We start from the raw sequence: 14,720 nt of genomic DNA, 5'->3' as shown, positions 1-14,720 counted from the left end.
CATTCACCGACACCCTCGACAGGCGCCCTGAACAGGAGAATCGCGTGACCTACATTATCAAGAAGTACAAATGGCCTGCCTTGCTGGCCGTCGCGCTGATTGCGTTTTCAGCCCTGATATTCTTTCTGATCAAGTCCTATACGTACGACTCATCGACCTACTTCGAATCCCGTGACTTCATCCGCCAACTCAAGCAGGCCGACGCTAACTGGAGCGTCAAGATCCTGAGGAAAAAAATCGGCGTCAACAACAATCTGTCGCTGGCGCCACCGCCTGAGGCGGGCAGCCGATGGGAGCAGTTGGAGCAGCTCAATAACGCAGGTCCCCTGGCGACTCTTTGGGCGTCCAGGCGCCAAGGTTATGTGGATGCGGTCAAGAACAAGACAGTACTGGTCGATCAATTCCAGCAACACAACGCCAAGCTGCGCACTGCCCTGGACGCTCTGCCGGTCATCGAAGACGACATTCAGACATTGCTCAAGGAGATGACAGTCAAAAGCCCTGCGGAACGCCTTACGGTGGCTTCCAATGTGCTTGAGCTGTCACTGACGACGCTGGAGTACGCATTGTATGTCACCTCGGACAAAGCCAAGGAGGTGCAGAACCAGCTCAATGAACTGGAACGATACATCAGCCAGTTACCCGCGACCTACCAACCTCCCTTCATCACCCTGGCGCAGCACGTCAGAGCTATTATCGAGGAACAACCGATCGTCAATGACCTTCTTGACCGCATCAGCGTGATTCCGGTGGCCCAGGAACTGGATAGCATCAACGAACTGTTGAACGAGACGCAGCGCAGGACGGCTGCTGCGGACCGTCAATACCATGTCTACCTGGGTGTGTGCGCCAGCCTCATGGCGCTATTGATGATCTACCTGGCGGTGCGGCTGGTTCGCAGCTACGCCGTCATCAACCAGATCAACCACGAACTGCAATCGTCCAATGAACGGCTCGAGGAGCGCGTGCAAGAACGCACTCGCGAACTGAAAGAGGCTGAACGTGAACTGGTGGACGCCGCACGGATGGCAGGCATGGCCGAGATCGCCACTAACGTGTTGCACAACGTCGGGAATGTGCTCAACAGCGTGAATATTTCCGCGGACCTGGTAACCCGCAAGTTGCGCAGCAGCAAGACACTGGGCCTTGGAAAAGCCGTAAAAATGATGAATGAACATGCCGACGACCTGGGCCAGTTCATCACCAGCGATGAAAAGGGCAAATTGTTGCCCCGCTACTTCAATGAGCTGGTCGACTCCATCGCCGCCGAGCAAACACTGCTTATCGAAGAACTGGCGCAACTGACCAAAAGCATCGACCACATCAAGGAAATCGTCACCACCCAGCAAACCTACGCCGGAGCTGCCAGGCTGATCGAGGCACTGAGCATCAGTGATCTGTTCGAAGATGCGTTACGCATGAACTCGGGCGCGCTGAGCCGGCACCACGTCACCGTCATCAAGGACTATCAGGACGTCCCGATGATAATGGGTGACAAGCACAGGTTGCTGTTGATCCTGATCAACCTCATCAGTAACGCCAAATTCGCGATGTCGCACGTCAGCGATCATCCTCGGGAAATGACTTTGGGAATCCGGGTCGTCGATCAGAAAACGCTGTGCGTCAGCGTCAAGGATCGAGGCGAAGGCATTACGCCCGAGAACCTGACTCGCATCTTCAACCACGGGTTCACCACCCGCAAGGACGGCCATGGCTTCGGCTTGCACAGCTGCGCCTTGGCGGCGGTTGAAATGAATGGCCACCTCCATGTGCATAGCGACGGCCCTGGACAGGGAGCGCTGTTCACCCTGGAAATTCCGCTGGAACTGGCACCCACCTGACAGAGATGGAGGAATCGGCTGCGCAACGAACCATACGGCTCGGTTCGCAGCCAACTCCCCTCGCCTTTGACGGCGCTATTTGGCGGTCGTAGCCTGGCGGCCGTGTTTTTTCCTGGCCGGCAATGCGGCGGCGTAGGCCAGTGCTTCCTCACGGGAAGCAAAGGAGCCCAATCGGTCGGCCTGAGTGCAGACCCGCCATGGGCCGCTGTTTACGCTGAGCACGTCATACCCGTTGATATGCATTTTGGTCAGCATCGCAGTACTCATTGTCACCTCCTTTCGAGATAAACCAGGGTTACGCCACCTACCTTACACTCAGTTTGCGCAAGGGAGCCAACCGAGCGTCGCAACCTTGCACAACGACGCAGGCCTGAGCCTCTCAATGGGAATCCGAATCCCACAACCAATCCCACAAACCCGGCAAGTGCACCGGTTCGCTAGTGTTCTTGACCGTGCGCGCCATCGCGGCCCGCTCCAGCGCCTGACGGTCATCATAGAAGGGCTTGGCGTCGGTCCTCACGCCCGTGGCTCGGGCAGCGTCGAGCAGGATTTGCAAGTATTCCCGGGCATGTCGGGCGGTATAGCGGTTGAGGTCATGAAAGGTGACCACCACCGGAATCACCCCGTCAACCGCGGGCAACTGCCCGGCGGCGATGCGTTCGCGCACTTCAGAGAGCTGGCGCGTCAGGTTGATTCGCCGTCGTGGGCTGGCGGTGATTCCCCAGACCTTACCATCGTTGGCGCTCAGGTCGGTCAGCAATACGTGCAAGCCGTGCTGCTGATAAGCGGCGAAGGTGCGCCTGTCGTAACTCCAGAACGGCGGCCTCACCAGGGTGGGCGCTGCCCCTGTGATGGCGGCGATATCACCCCCGCCCTTGACCAGTGACTGCTCCAGTTCGTCAGGACTCAGAAAGCGATGGTTGGTATGCCAGTAAGTCGCCGTATGGAAGCCCAGGATATGACCTTCGCGCTGTTCACGGTGCATCACCGAGCGTCCGATGTCGCTGTTGCCAGCTCTTAGTGCACGGGTCTGGACAAAAAATACCGCCTTGATCCCCGGCTGCACCGGGTTGTGCGCGAGGGCATCCAGCACCTCCAGGCTCGGGTTCCAGAAAGACGAGGCACTGGGCCCGTCATCGAAGGTCAGCAAAAAACGGATCGGGGGTTGTGCCAGCAGGCTTTGCTCGGTTTGTGGAGTCAGTTCGATGGGCGGGCCGATGCATCCCGACACACCGATGGCGAGGACTGCGATAACCAGCGCCCTGGCGATGTTTTTCATGTTCTGCCTTTATCTGATACCGCACTGTCTTGCCTGTTAATCCCTGGCACATGGTGTGAAGCTCACCTTGGAGAAGGTTAACCGGGTTTGGTTCCGGACAGCGAGCAGCGACTTGGCTGCGTGACTACCTGGTGTGATTTTTGACCGTCTGGATAATCCGATGGAATTTTCCGCACGCCTCCGTATCCATCCGTATAGAACTAATTAGGGAGGATTTATGGGCGGGCCATCGCTTTACATCATCGACTACATGCTCCATGGCGAGCCGAAGTCATTCATCATTCGCGCCGAAGTGATGAATAACTCCGAAGCTTGGCATTGGGCCAGTTGCGACGCGGGGGTCGGGCGCATTCCGAAATTCGGACGGGAAAAGGTCAAGCGGGTTTCAAAACCCCTTGCTGAGAAATACGGTATTACCGACGTGCGTTGGCGAGCGAGCGTCGCGCCGTCCTGGGTCAAGGAGTCCGGCTGATTTAAATAACCCTGTTTCCGGTGCACCGGTTGTCCAGCCGGGCGCCGGATTCTTCGACAAAACCGAGATAACTCAACTACGCTTTAAGCGATAGCATGACCCGCCCCTGGCGGGTTTTGTGCTGCCTCATCAACGCTCAATGCAACCCTGAATGGAGGTGTGACATGTCCGAAAAAGAGTCCATCACCACCCTGCTCACCTTGCTGGAATCGCGTCAGGCCAGGCTTACGGCAGCCTGCAAGGAAATCGCCGATTGGGTCGACCACCAAGGCGGGCATCCCACTGCGGTGCGCATCCGTGACCGGCTCAACGACATCGAGAAAGACGCCCCATCGATCCAAAGCGCACTGACGTCGCTAAAGCCCGCTGAACGCCCTCTGCCCAAGTTCCGCTGACGCACCGCGCCAGACATGTGCCCCCTTGAGTTCTACCGGTTGGAAAACCGATGGAACACGGGCTTTTTTTGCACCTCGAAATTGATAGGCACCGGTGCAAAAGCCACAAAGGGAGAAACCTCATGATTGCCAGATTCCTGCTATTGATTGCACCAGCAAGGACAAGCACGGTGGGTCGGCCAATCTTCCCGATAATGCCAAGGTGACCTGGTACTACTACGGCATCGAACAGTTGCAGCAAGCCCAGGAAGACTGCGAAAGCACCGGCGGTAACTGGATAAACCAGTGAAAAGTTGACTCGGAGAGCCGTTTCTAGCCCTTGCTGTGCTCCGGCGATGACGGCCCTTCCTTGATCCCGCGCGGCCCAGCTACGCCCCAGATAACCAGGCCCACAACCGGCAGAATGATCAGCAACAGGGCCCAGCCAGCCTTGGTGCCAGCCGACTTGTCGCTTCGAAAGACGCTGACGATCGCCCATAAATCGACGAGGAGCAAAAGCACCGCGACAGCGATCCAAAAATAACTGGCTAATTCGGTCATGGCCTAATCCTCTTGTCGGTTTAAGGATTAGGCACAGCCGTTGAGACGCCGTTCAAAGAATTTTTACCCTTGGTGCACCCAAAGGACCTATCCCCGCTCATTCAAATAAGCGACCCATTGCTCATAGGCTTCATGTTGACGGCGGACCGCTTCATCCCAGGTCGATCCACTCATTTGATGGATACATATGAGCTTCATCATTTCCGACGTTGCCGCATCGAGCTCCACCAGGAGCTCATGGGATTTGATCTTGAAGTCTTCAACGCTGGTCATATCTCGCTTCCTTCCCCGGGAGGGGCCGGCCAATGCACCCAACATGGATTCATTTTTTTGAAGCTGATTCATTTGAGGCGATAACCGGTCGAAAGCCTAGTGCTGGTGGTCGGACAGATGGGATGGGTCGATGACTGCCTCAAATGAGCCCAGTCTTTCTCGCGCCGTCGCGGTCGTACTGGATAAGACATTGAAAAAATCGACAGTTTGAGCAAAGCCAATTGATGCCAGGCTCAAATATTGCAGTTATATTTCACTTTAATGACAGTCACTGATTGAGCACGGCCATGAAAATTCGAGCGACCGTCATTTGCGAGGAAAATCGCCATATCTTGCTGGTTCGCAAAGCCAATAGCCGCTGGATGCTGCCGGGCGGTACCGTCGAACGCGGCGAGACCCATGCTGGGGCAGCCATTCGGGAATTGGCCGAAGAAACTGGCCTGGACGTCGAGAACCTGCTCTACGTGATGCGAATCAGTGACGGGCAAACCGAGCATCACGTATTCGAAGCGTCAGTCAGCGATTCGACGGCGGCCAGGCCACAGAACGAAATCAGCGATTGCCTCTGGCACCCGCTGGATGCCATCACCCAACTGCAAATGAAAAAGGGCACGCGGGATATCCTCGAGGCGTTTCGCCGGCGATTGTGACGAGTCGGTACAAGCCGTGCTGATACAGAAGAGGCTACATGATAAATATCATGGTCAAGGGATTCGCGTATTAGGCAGGGCTTGGACAGCAGGTAACGCTTGAGCACTCACCCGCTAATCGCAATGCCGAGTGCAGAGGCTCCGGAGGCAGGACTCCGTTTCTTCGGTAGTTTCAGAAGCCGTAACGAACAAGGGTTTGCATTAGCTTTCGCTCGCAAACCCTTGATTTTAGATGGTGCCCGAAGCCGGAATCGAACCGGCACGCCCTTACGAGCGGGGGATTTTAAGTCCCATGCGTCTACCAGTTTCGCCATTCGGGCGGTAGCGCGGTTAGCCATGGGAGCGTCGGCAAAATCCAATCGCCGAAGCCCTGGCTGGTGCAGCAAGAGGGGGAATATATACATCCCTCCCCTGTGAAGCAAGGTAGCTCGCGCCCTTTTCAACACAAAACCTTTCAATGCTTCGAAAATAAAAAAGCTCCGTAAATCATAGATCTACAGAGCTTTTTAAAAGTGGAGGCCGAAGTCGGAATCGAACCGGCGTAGGTGGATTTGCAATCCACTGCATAACCATTTTGCTATTCGGCCTCAAGACGTTTGATGCAATGCAGCCACATCAACCGCGTACAAACCTGATCTGGAAACAGAACCTCTTTGAAGCGCTATCTCCTTGAAAACATTGAGATTTTTTACATCTCAGTGCGTTCGATGGGCGCAATTATGTACTCATTTGCCTAGACTGACAACCCCTTGATTTCAAAAAAAAATCGTCGATTGTTCGGCTTCCGGAGGAACCTGCTGCATTTTTTTCTTGCTCAGATCCACGCACTGTCGGATAAGACACAGCCTTCCGCCTCTGCGAGTCTGTCCATGCCCCGTGTTGGTATCCCCCAGGGTTCAAGCGTTCGCTTGCTGATTTATCTGTTGTTTGCGATCCAGCTGGTTTCCATGGGTGCGATGGAGATGAGCGGGCCGTTCTGGCCTGTTCACCTGCGACAACTGACCAGCAACGACGCGCTGTTCAGCTTCGCCAGCACGGCGGTGTATGTCGGCCCGATGCTGGGCATCATCCTGACCAGTGCTTTCTGGGGCCGTATCGGTGATCGCTACGGCCATAAGCTGATGATGATCCGGGCACTGGCCGGGTTGTCCCTGACCCAGCTTGGCCTGGCGCTATGCGGCGATATCTGGGTGATCCTGGTCCTGCGCTTCCTGCAAGGTGCGTTCGCCGGTTATATCGCCCCCGCCCAGGCCTACGGCGTGAGCATCGAGGCGCCATCGCGGCGGGCCAGGCTGTTTGCCATCCTGCAGATTTCCACCAATGTCGGCTCGCTGCTGGGGGCGGTGGCGGGCGGGCTGATCCTGGACCATGCAACGTTTTTCTGGATCAACATCGTGGCCTCGGGCCTGTGCGCAGTGTGCACCGTGGTCGCGGCGTTGACGCTGCCTGACGTAGCGCCTGTCGGGAAGACAACCGCAGCCGGCAGCGTTCCGTCCGCACCCTCGCGTCCCGGGCTATACAACCCGTTGACAGTATCGCTGCTGGGCATCATGGGGCTTCTGTTGCTGGCGCGAATGCTGCCGCAGACTTCGTTTTCGCTGTATGTGAGTTCGACCTTCGACGTCAGCAATGCCCTGGTGGGGCTTTGCTATGGCCTGCTGGCCCTGGGCTTCATCCTGTGCGCAACCACCTGGTCACGCTACTTCGAGCAGCGCAACCCGACACAGACGCTGCGAGCCATCACCGCCATCGTGATCGCTTGCATGACCCTGACCGCCATGGCCGGCCTGACACGTCAGCCGTTGGTCTTCGCCATTGTCTACTTCGCCTGGGGCGTCCTCTTGGGCGCAACTACACCGGTGCTGACCGCACTCATCTCCAAAAGCACCGACAATAGCCGCCAGGGTCAGGTGCTGGGACTCGCCCAGGGCGTTTCGCAAACGGCGTCCATCATCGGCATTTCCTTGGGGGCCTTGCTCAGCCAGGTCTATGGCCTTCAATACACCTACCTCTATGTCAGCATTGCCTACGGCGTGGTGCTGTTGCCCTTGGTGCTGCTGCGCTACAGGCCGGTCGGGGTGCCGGACCAGGCAAGCGAATAGCGATTCGCACAACCCTGCCCCAGCACAATTGCTCATTGCCTCAAGATCGATCTTGCGTGCCGACGAGCGCCTCCACTAATATTGGGAATAATTCTCACTATCAAAAATATAAACAGCCATGAGCGATCCGGGTTCAGCGACCAACGATTGTCATCTGCGCACCGTCGCAGACCTCTACAGCGGACACCATGGCTGGTTGTACGCCCGACTCTACCGCAAACTGGGCAATGCGCTGGATGCCGCAGACCTGGCGCATGACACCTTCATCCGTATCCTCGCCTCGAAGGTCGCGGTCATCGAAGAGCCGCGGGCGTACCTCAGTTGCGTGGCCGGTGGCATCCTGGTCAACTGGTTCCAGCGCAAGGCTTTGGAGCGCGCCTATCTGCAGGCGCTGGCGCTGCTGCCCGAACCCGAAGCGCCCTCGCCGGAACGCCGCCTGCTGGTGCTGGAAACCCTGCATGAAATCGATGCCATGCTCGACACCCTCCCCGGGCCGGTCAAACGCGCATTTCTGTTATCGCAAATCAGCGGCTTGAAATACAACGACATCGCCCATCAGTTGGGAGTCTCGCTGATTACGGTCAAGCGCTACATGAAGCAGGCCTTCCTGCACTGCCTGATGTGGGTGGACTGAATGCCTGCTCGCGATAGTCATGCCGTCGATCCCGCCATCCTCAATGAAGCAGCCGACTGGCTGATGCGCCTGAGCGAAGGCAGTGTCAACGACACCGAGCGCCTGGAATGGGAACGCTGGCGCAACAGCAGCCCGGCGCACCGCCAGGCCTGGGCGCGGGCGGAATTGTTGTTGAGCAAACTGCAAGGCTTGCCACCGGCCCTGGCCATGCCGGCGCTGGACCGTCCCAGCAACCCCGAGCGCCGTGCCGCCATGGGCAAACTGGCGACCTTGCTCGCGCTGGCGCCACTGGCCTGGGGCAGTTGGAAGCTCAACGACTGGCAGAACTGGACCGCCGACTACCGCGCGCCCGTGGGCGAGCGTCGCGACCTGACATTGACCGATGGTACTCGCGTGACGTTGAACACCGACACCGCCATCGATGTGTATTTCGATCAGCGCCAGCGCCTGTTGCTGTTGCGCCGCGGCGAAATACTGATCCAGACCGCACCGGACCCGTCGCCTGTCGCCCGGCCATTCAGGGTGGAAACCCACGAGGGCCGGATGCAGGCGCTCGGCACGCGTTTCAGTGTGCGCGAAGAGCGCGGGCACACCCGCCTCGCCGTGCTCGAGGGCGCAGTCAGTATCCACCTCAAAGGCATTGGTGAGAAAGTCGTCGAGGCCGGTCAGAGCAGTGGTTTTACAGCGTTCGCCATTGACGGGTTGAAACCTGTCGATAAATCGGTGCTGGCCTGGACCCAAGGCATGCTGATGTCCGACAACATGCGCCTGGCCGATTTCATTGGCGAACTGGCCCGCTATCGCAACGGCGTCCTGCGTTGCGACCCAGCCATTGCCGACCTGCGGATTTCCGGTGCCTTCCCCGTCAGCGACACGCAACGAACCCTGAACATGCTCGCCCGGACTTACCCCATCCGCGTCACTTCGCGCCTGGGCGACTACTGGGTCATGTTGACGCCGGCGTGAACCCCAAAAAAATAATCGTGCGAGGGTGATACTTTTTTCGATCCTGGCTGGCTAGAGAACAAAACCCCTCTGAACAGGATCATCAAGCCATGCCCGTTGCCCGCCCCCTGCGCTCGGATCGCACGCTGAATCTGGCGATTCGCAGTGCAATGCTCGGCCTTGCACTTTCGACCTTAAGCCCAGGCAGTTGGGCCGCACCGGGCGCGCCGCTGGACAGCATCGCCAGCCAGTCCTACAACATTCAACCCGGCCCCCTGGGGCCAACCCTCTCGACGTTCGCCGTGCAGGCCGGCATCGCCCTGTCGTTCGAACCGTCCCTGACCCAGGGCCTGGACAGCCCGGGCCTGTCCGGCCAGTTCACCGCGCGCGAAGCGTTTGCCCGGCTGCTGGCCGGCAGCGGTCTGGATCTTGTGGCTCGCGACGATAGCAGCTACACCTTGCAAAAACGCAGCACCGACGGCGGACTGACCCTGGCGCCAACCACCGTCAGCGCCACCGAAGCCCGCCCCGATGATTTGCCGGCCGCCTACAGTGGCGGTCAGGTCGCCCGTGGCGGTCGTGTAGGCTTGTTGGGCAACAAGGACCTGATGGACACGCCGTTCAGTGTGAGCAACTACACCTCGGCCCTGATGAAAGACCAACAAGCCGTGACCGTCGCCGACGTGCTGGAGCGTGATTCCTCGGTGCGTTCCACTGGCCAGACCGGCGGCATCGTCGATTCGTTTTTCATTCGCGGTTTTCCCGTGGGCGAAGGCAACCTTGGGGAACTGGCGTTCGACGGTGTATACGGCGTGGCCCCCAACTATCGGGTATTCACCGAGTACGCCGAACGCATTGAGGTGATCAAGGGCCCGGCCGCCCTGCTCTACGGTATGTCGCCCAACAGCGGTGTCGGCGGTGTCATCAATATCGTCCCCAAACGTTCACTGGACGAAGACTTGACCCGCGTGACCGCCAATTACGCCATGGACTCGCAAGTGGGTGGACACGTCGATATCAGCCGTCGCTTCGGCGAGGAACGGCGCTTTGGCGTGCGGGTCAATGGCAGTCTCCAGGGCGGCGACACGGCGATCGACAAACAGTCGCGGGATGTGGGTATCGGCTCGATCTCCCTGGATTACCAGGGCGACCGATTCAGGACCAGCCTGGACCTGATCAGCCAGGAAGAACAGTGGGACGCGCCGTCCCGACCGTTTCAGATCGCGAACGGTGTCGAGGTACCGTCGGCCGCCAACGGACGCAGCAACGTGACCCAGGAATGGGGCTGGTCGAAGACCCGCGATAAATCGGCGTTGCTCAGTGGTGAATATGACCTGAGCGACAGCCTGACGGTATTTGGCCACGCCGGGGGCGGCAAGTCCGATGTAGCACGGCTGTCGGACCAGACCCCCACGATTCTCAATAGCGCCGGGGATACCCGCTCGACGCCTGGTTACTACAAGTTCGAAGTGGAGCGCTACACCGTGGACGCGGGGGCCCGGGCCCGCTTCGAGACCGGTCCGGTCAGCCACAGCACCACGCTGCAGATCAGTCGCTACCGCGATGAATTGCGCAGGGGGATCAATTCCGGAACCCCGTTATTGTCGAACATCTACCACCCGGTGGAGCGCGACAAACCCTCCATTGCCTCGCCTGACGTGGCGAAAATTTCCGACACTGAACTGTCCGGCGTTGCCCTGGCCGATACGCTGTCGATCCTTGACGAGCGTATTCAAGTCACCCTTGGCCTGCGCAAACAACGTGTCGAGTCGCACAACTACAACAGTGGAACAGGAGCTCGCACCTCACCGTCCTACGATGAGACTGCAACCACGCCGCTGTTCGGCGCGGTCATCAAACCCTGGGAGCATGTTTCGTTCTATTACAACTACATCGAAGGGCTAAGCAAAGGCGACATTGCACCGAGTACCGCTGACAACGGAGACCAAATATTCAAACCCTATATCTCCCGCCAGCAGGAACTCGGCGTCAAGATCGACTACGGTACGTTCACTTCCACCTTGGCGCTTTTCCAGGTCAAAAAACCAAGCGGAGAGCTTATTGGCAATACTTTTTCCGTCCAAGGCGAACAACGCAACCGTGGCATCGAACTGAACATGTTCGGTGAACTGCGCGAAGGCACTCGCCTGTTGGGTGGCGTCACGTTGCTGGACGGCGAACTGACCAAAAGCGGCACCGCCGCCAATCGCGGCAACAAGCCGGTCGGCGTGCCCGAAGTGCAGGCCAACCTCTGGGCCGAATGGGATACGCCATGGGTCCAGGGCGTGACCCTCACCGGCGGCGCGATCTACACCGGCAGCCAGTACGTCGACCAGGCCAACACCCGCGAACTCGATCCTTGGACGCGCTTCGACGCGGGCGCTCGCTACAGCACCGTGCTCGATGGCCGGCCGACGACTTTCCGTGCCACGGTGCAGAACGTCTTCGACCGCGAGTACTGGTCCGGTGTGGCCTCCTACGGTGCGTTCTCCCAAGGGGCACCGCGCACCTTGCTGCTCTCGGCCACGGTCGACTTCTGAGCTTTCCGGGCGCGGCAGCGCGTACACCGCGCTGTCGGCCCGGGCCATCAAAGGTTAAAACGATGTTATCCAGACCTCGAAAACGCCCGTCGCTCATCGCTGTGCTGCTGGGCGCCATGACCCTGCTACTGAGCGGTTTCGCCTGTTCAGGCACCACACCGGACACCACGCCAAGAACCACTGTCACCGATCTGCTGGGCCGCCAGGTCCAAGTGCGCATTCCCGTACGCCGGGTGATCCTCGGTGAAGGCCGTCAACTGTATCTGGTGGCGGCCCTCGACACCGCCAACCCGATCCAGCGCATCGTTGGCTGGCGCAAGGATTTGATCCAGTCCGACCCGGACACCTACGGCGCCTACCTGCAGCGTTATCCGGACATTGCCAAAATCCCGACCTTCGGCGGTTTCGAAGACGGCACCTTCGACATCGAGCAAGCGATCAGCCAACAGCCGGACGTCATCATCCTCAACATCGAAGCCCAGCATGCCACCGAGGACGCCCGCTACATCGAAAAGCTCGACGCCCTTGGTATCCCGGTGGTGTATGTGGATTTTCGCAACAACCCGATGCAGAACACCGAGCCGACCATGCGCCTGTTCGGCCAGTTGTTCGGCGAAGAAGCCCGCGCCGAGGCGTTCATTGCCTTTAGCCAGCAACAGATCCGGCGTGTCACCGATGTGATCGAAGCCCGCCAACCGCCCAGGCCCAAGGTCTTCATCGAACGCATCGGCGGCTACACCGACGACTGCTGCCTGAGTTTTGGCAATGAAAATTTCGGCCGTTTCGTCGAGCTGGCCGGCGGTCACAACATCGCCGGCACCATCATCCCCAACACCTTCGGCCAGTTGAACCCCGAACAGGTGATCGTCGCCGACCCGGATCAGGTGGTGGTCACCAGCGCAAACTGGCAAGCCTTCGCCCCTGGCGGACATTGGGTTGGTGTCGGGCCCGGTGCCGATCTGGTCGAGGCACGGCGCAAACTGCAGTGGTTCACTCAGCGCCCCGCCTACGCCGGAATCAAGGCCCAGCAAACCCGGGGGTTTCACGCCATCTGGCATCAGTTCTACAACAGTCCTTACCAGTTCATCGCCATCCAGCAATTGGCCAAGTGGTTCCACCCGGATCTGTTCGCCGACCTGGACCCCGATGCCACGTTTCGTGAGTTCCACGACCGATTCCTGCCGGTGCCCTACGAACCGGGCTATTTCGTCAGCCTCAAGCCCGCGCAGGCCCAGCCATGAACGGCCCTATCGATCACCTCGCCCTTGGCACGATCTACCGCGCGCAGGTCTGGCGTAAACGGCTGATTCTGGTCGGCCTGGGGGCGTTGCTGCTGTTCAGCGTGCTGCTGGACCTGGCCCTCGGCCCGGCCAGTTATGGCTTGGACGAAGTACTGGGGGCGCTGTTCGCACCCGAGTCCGCCGCGCCCCAGGTCCGGGTGGTGATGTGGGACATTCGCCTGCCGGTGGCGCTGATGGCGGTAGCGGTGGGCGCCGCGCTGTCCCTGGCCGGCGCACAGATGCAGACCATCCTCAACAACCCATTGGCCAGCCCGTTCACCCTGGGCATCTCTGCTGCGGCCAGTTTTGGCGCGGCCCTGGGGCTGGCGTTCGGCGTGGCACTGGTGCCGGTGATCGCTCAATACATGGTGCCGCTCAACGCCTTTGTCATGGCGATGCTCTCGGCGCTGCTGATTCATGTGTTGAGTCTGCGTCGCGGCATGACCAGCGAAACCATCGTTCTGCTGGGCATCGCCCTGGTATTCACCTTCAATGCCCTGCTGGCGCTGGTGCAGTTCTTCGCCACTGAGCAAGCCGTCGCTGCGGTGGTGTTCTGGACCATGGGCAGCCTGACCAAGGCGACCTGGCCGAAACTGGGGGTGATCTGCCTGGTGATCCTTGTCACCTTGCCGATTTTCGCCCGTCGCGCCTGGGCCATGACCGCCCTGCGCCTGGGGGATGAGAAAGCCGCGAGCTTCGGCATCAATGTGCGCAAGTTGCGTTTGCAGACCCTGATCATGGTCAGTCTGCTGGCCTCATTTCCCGTGGCATTTGTCGGCACCATCGGCTTCATCGGTCTGGTGGGGCCGCACATTGCGCGGATGCTGATCGGTGAAGACCAGCGCTTTTTCCTGCCCGCCTCATTGCTGACCGGTGCCTTGATCCTGTCGGCCAGTTCGGTGGTGAGTAAAACCTTGATACCGGGCGCAATCTTTCCTATCGGGGTGGTCACGTCACTGATCGGCGTGCCGTTTTTCATCTCTCTCATTCTTGGCGGGAAGAAACAGTCATGGTGACGATTGAACTGGCGGGCCTCGGCGCCCGTTATGGTGGTCGCTCGATCCTCGATGCAATCAATACTCCGGTTCTCTGCGGTGGTGAAGTGGTGGCGGTGATTGGCCCAAACGCAGCGGGAAAATCGACGCTGTTCAAACGCATCGCCAGCCTGATCGAGGGCCCCGGCCAGGTGCGGTTGGAAGGTTCGCGCAAAGGCCCGGCGGGCATCTGCTACATGCCGCAGAACCTCAACGTCAGTGCGCGGCTGACGGTCTATGAATCGGTGCTGCTGGCCCGCAAGCAACAGGCCCCGGGCTGGGCCGTACAAACCGATGAGCTAGCGGCGGTGGACCGCATCCTCGAATCCCTCGGCATCAGCGAGCTGTCGTTTCGCAATCTCAGTGAATTGAGCGGCGGGCAGCAGCAACTGGTGTCCATCGCCCAGACGCTGGTACGCGAACCCGAGGTATTGCTGATGGATGAACCCACCAGTGCCCTGGACATGCACCGTCAGGTCCAGGTCCTGACCTTCATGCGCGCCCTCGCCCGTCAACATGGAATCATCGTATTCATCGCCATCCACGACCTGAACCAGGCATTGCGCTTTGCTGATCAGGTGCTGGTCATCGCCCAAGGCACCCTGCAAGGCAGTGGTCCGAGTGACGACGTCATCACCGAGCAGATGCTGCGCACGGTGTACCGGGTCCAAGCGCGGATCGAGCGCTGCTCGCGGGGTGAGCGGCATATCATTGTCGATGATGTGGTTTGAAGGC

16 protein-coding genes and 2 tRNA genes are annotated in these 14,720 nt (G+C 59.2%); 12 read left to right on the top strand and 6 right to left on the bottom strand.

All coding sequences use genetic code 11. From position 1 onward, the window contains the following. Positions 1-44: 44 nt before the first annotated feature. Positions 45-1,841, top strand: coding sequence for a DAHL domain-containing protein (locus GN234_RS02335; protein ID WP_176687763.1), 1,797 nt, complete (start codon positions 45-47; stop codon positions 1,839-1,841). A 75-nt stretch (positions 1,842-1,916) separates the two neighbouring features. On the opposite strand, the gene GN234_RS02330 is transcribed toward GN234_RS02335, so the two are convergent. Next, positions 1,917-2,108 (bottom strand): DUF2188 domain-containing protein, encoded by a 192-nt coding sequence (locus tag GN234_RS02330; protein WP_163858505.1) that lies wholly within the window; start codon positions 2,106-2,108, stop codon positions 1,917-1,919. Positions 2,109-2,220: 112 nt separating this feature from the next. Further along, positions 2,221-3,120, bottom strand: coding sequence for a polysaccharide deacetylase family protein (locus tag GN234_RS02325; protein WP_163858503.1), 900 nt, complete (start codon positions 3,118-3,120; stop codon positions 2,221-2,223). A 217-nt stretch (positions 3,121-3,337) separates the two neighbouring features. Here GN234_RS02325 and GN234_RS02320 point away from each other — a divergent pair, with 217 nt between their 5' ends. From GN234_RS02320 to GN234_RS02310, 3 genes are all read left to right on the top strand, one after another. Then, positions 3,338-3,592, top strand: a complete 255-nt coding sequence (locus GN234_RS02320) for a DUF6555 family protein (RefSeq protein WP_053125507.1) — start codon at positions 3,338-3,340, stop codon at positions 3,590-3,592. A 164-nt stretch (positions 3,593-3,756) separates the two neighbouring features. Further along, a complete protein-coding gene (locus GN234_RS02315; RefSeq protein WP_109754204.1) occupies positions 3,757-3,987 on the top strand; it encodes a hypothetical protein in 231 nt (76 codons plus the stop codon). Between the two features lie 94 nt (positions 3,988-4,081). After that, a complete protein-coding gene (locus GN234_RS02310) occupies positions 4,082-4,276 on the top strand; it encodes a hypothetical protein (protein ID WP_109754205.1) in 195 nt (64 codons plus the stop codon). A 23-nt stretch (positions 4,277-4,299) separates the two neighbouring features. On the opposite strand, the gene GN234_RS02305 is transcribed toward GN234_RS02310, so the two are convergent. Both GN234_RS02305 and GN234_RS02300 read right to left on the bottom strand, forming a co-directional pair. After that, complete coding sequence (locus GN234_RS02305) at positions 4,300-4,527, bottom strand: PLD nuclease N-terminal domain-containing protein (RefSeq protein ID WP_109754206.1); 228 nt, start codon at positions 4,525-4,527, stop codon at positions 4,300-4,302. Between the two features lie 87 nt (positions 4,528-4,614). Beyond that, complete coding sequence (locus GN234_RS02300) at positions 4,615-4,800, bottom strand: hypothetical protein (protein WP_109754207.1); 186 nt, start codon at positions 4,798-4,800, stop codon at positions 4,615-4,617. 287 nt (positions 4,801-5,087) lie between these two features. Between GN234_RS02300 and GN234_RS02295 the strand changes: the two genes are divergently transcribed. Further along, on the top strand, positions 5,088-5,450 hold the full coding sequence (locus GN234_RS02295; protein ID WP_176687762.1) for an NUDIX hydrolase: 363 nt from the start codon (positions 5,088-5,090) through the stop codon (positions 5,448-5,450). Positions 5,451-5,683: 233 nt separating this feature from the next. Here the strand turns inward: GN234_RS02295 and GN234_RS02290 are convergent. Further along, positions 5,684-5,770: transfer RNA gene (locus GN234_RS02290), tRNA-Leu, on the bottom strand. Positions 5,771-5,963: 193 nt separating this feature from the next. Continuing rightward, positions 5,964-6,037 (bottom strand) — tRNA-Cys (locus GN234_RS02285). 282 nt (positions 6,038-6,319) lie between these two features. Between GN234_RS02285 and GN234_RS02280 the strand changes: the two genes are divergently transcribed. The 7 genes from GN234_RS02280 to GN234_RS02250 all read left to right on the top strand — a co-directional run bounded on the left by GN234_RS02280 (position 6,320) and on the right by GN234_RS02250 (position 14,716). Further along, positions 6,320-7,552: an MFS transporter gene (locus GN234_RS02280; protein WP_109754209.1), complete on the top strand. Its 1,233-nt coding sequence runs from the start codon at positions 6,320-6,322 to the stop codon at positions 7,550-7,552. Between the two features lie 118 nt (positions 7,553-7,670). Then, the gene (locus GN234_RS02275) at positions 7,671-8,186 is read left to right on the top strand and encodes a sigma-70 family RNA polymerase sigma factor (RefSeq protein WP_109754210.1); all 516 of its coding nucleotides are present in this window, start codon (positions 7,671-7,673) and stop codon (positions 8,184-8,186) included. After that, positions 8,187-9,152: a FecR domain-containing protein gene (locus GN234_RS02270; RefSeq protein ID WP_176687761.1), complete on the top strand. Its 966-nt coding sequence runs from the start codon at positions 8,187-8,189 to the stop codon at positions 9,150-9,152. An 89-nt stretch (positions 9,153-9,241) separates the two neighbouring features. Beyond that, the gene (locus tag GN234_RS02265; RefSeq protein WP_176687760.1) at positions 9,242-11,671 is read left to right on the top strand and encodes a TonB-dependent receptor; all 2,430 of its coding nucleotides are present in this window, start codon (positions 9,242-9,244) and stop codon (positions 11,669-11,671) included. A gap of 62 nt (positions 11,672-11,733) precedes the next feature. Beyond that, positions 11,734-12,912, top strand: coding sequence for an ABC transporter substrate-binding protein (locus tag GN234_RS02260; RefSeq protein ID WP_176687759.1), 1,179 nt, complete (start codon positions 11,734-11,736; stop codon positions 12,910-12,912). Further along, positions 12,909-13,967: a FecCD family ABC transporter permease gene (locus tag GN234_RS02255; RefSeq protein WP_176687758.1), complete on the top strand. Its 1,059-nt coding sequence runs from the start codon at positions 12,909-12,911 to the stop codon at positions 13,965-13,967. Before GN234_RS02260 ends, GN234_RS02255 begins: the two co-directional genes overlap by 4 nt. Then, the gene (locus tag GN234_RS02250) at positions 13,961-14,716 is read left to right on the top strand and encodes an ABC transporter ATP-binding protein (protein WP_176687757.1); all 756 of its coding nucleotides are present in this window, start codon (positions 13,961-13,963) and stop codon (positions 14,714-14,716) included. The genes GN234_RS02255 and GN234_RS02250 overlap by 7 nt, the downstream gene beginning before the upstream one ends. The last annotated feature ends 4 nt before the right edge of the window (positions 14,717-14,720 follow it).

Origin of the sequence: Pseudomonas bijieensis (assembly GCF_013347965.1) — a bacterium.
In the GTDB taxonomy this organism is placed as follows: Bacteria; Pseudomonadota; Gammaproteobacteria; order Pseudomonadales; family Pseudomonadaceae; genus Aquipseudomonas; species Aquipseudomonas bijieensis.
This window is presented reverse-complemented; position numbering and strand designations above follow the sequence as displayed.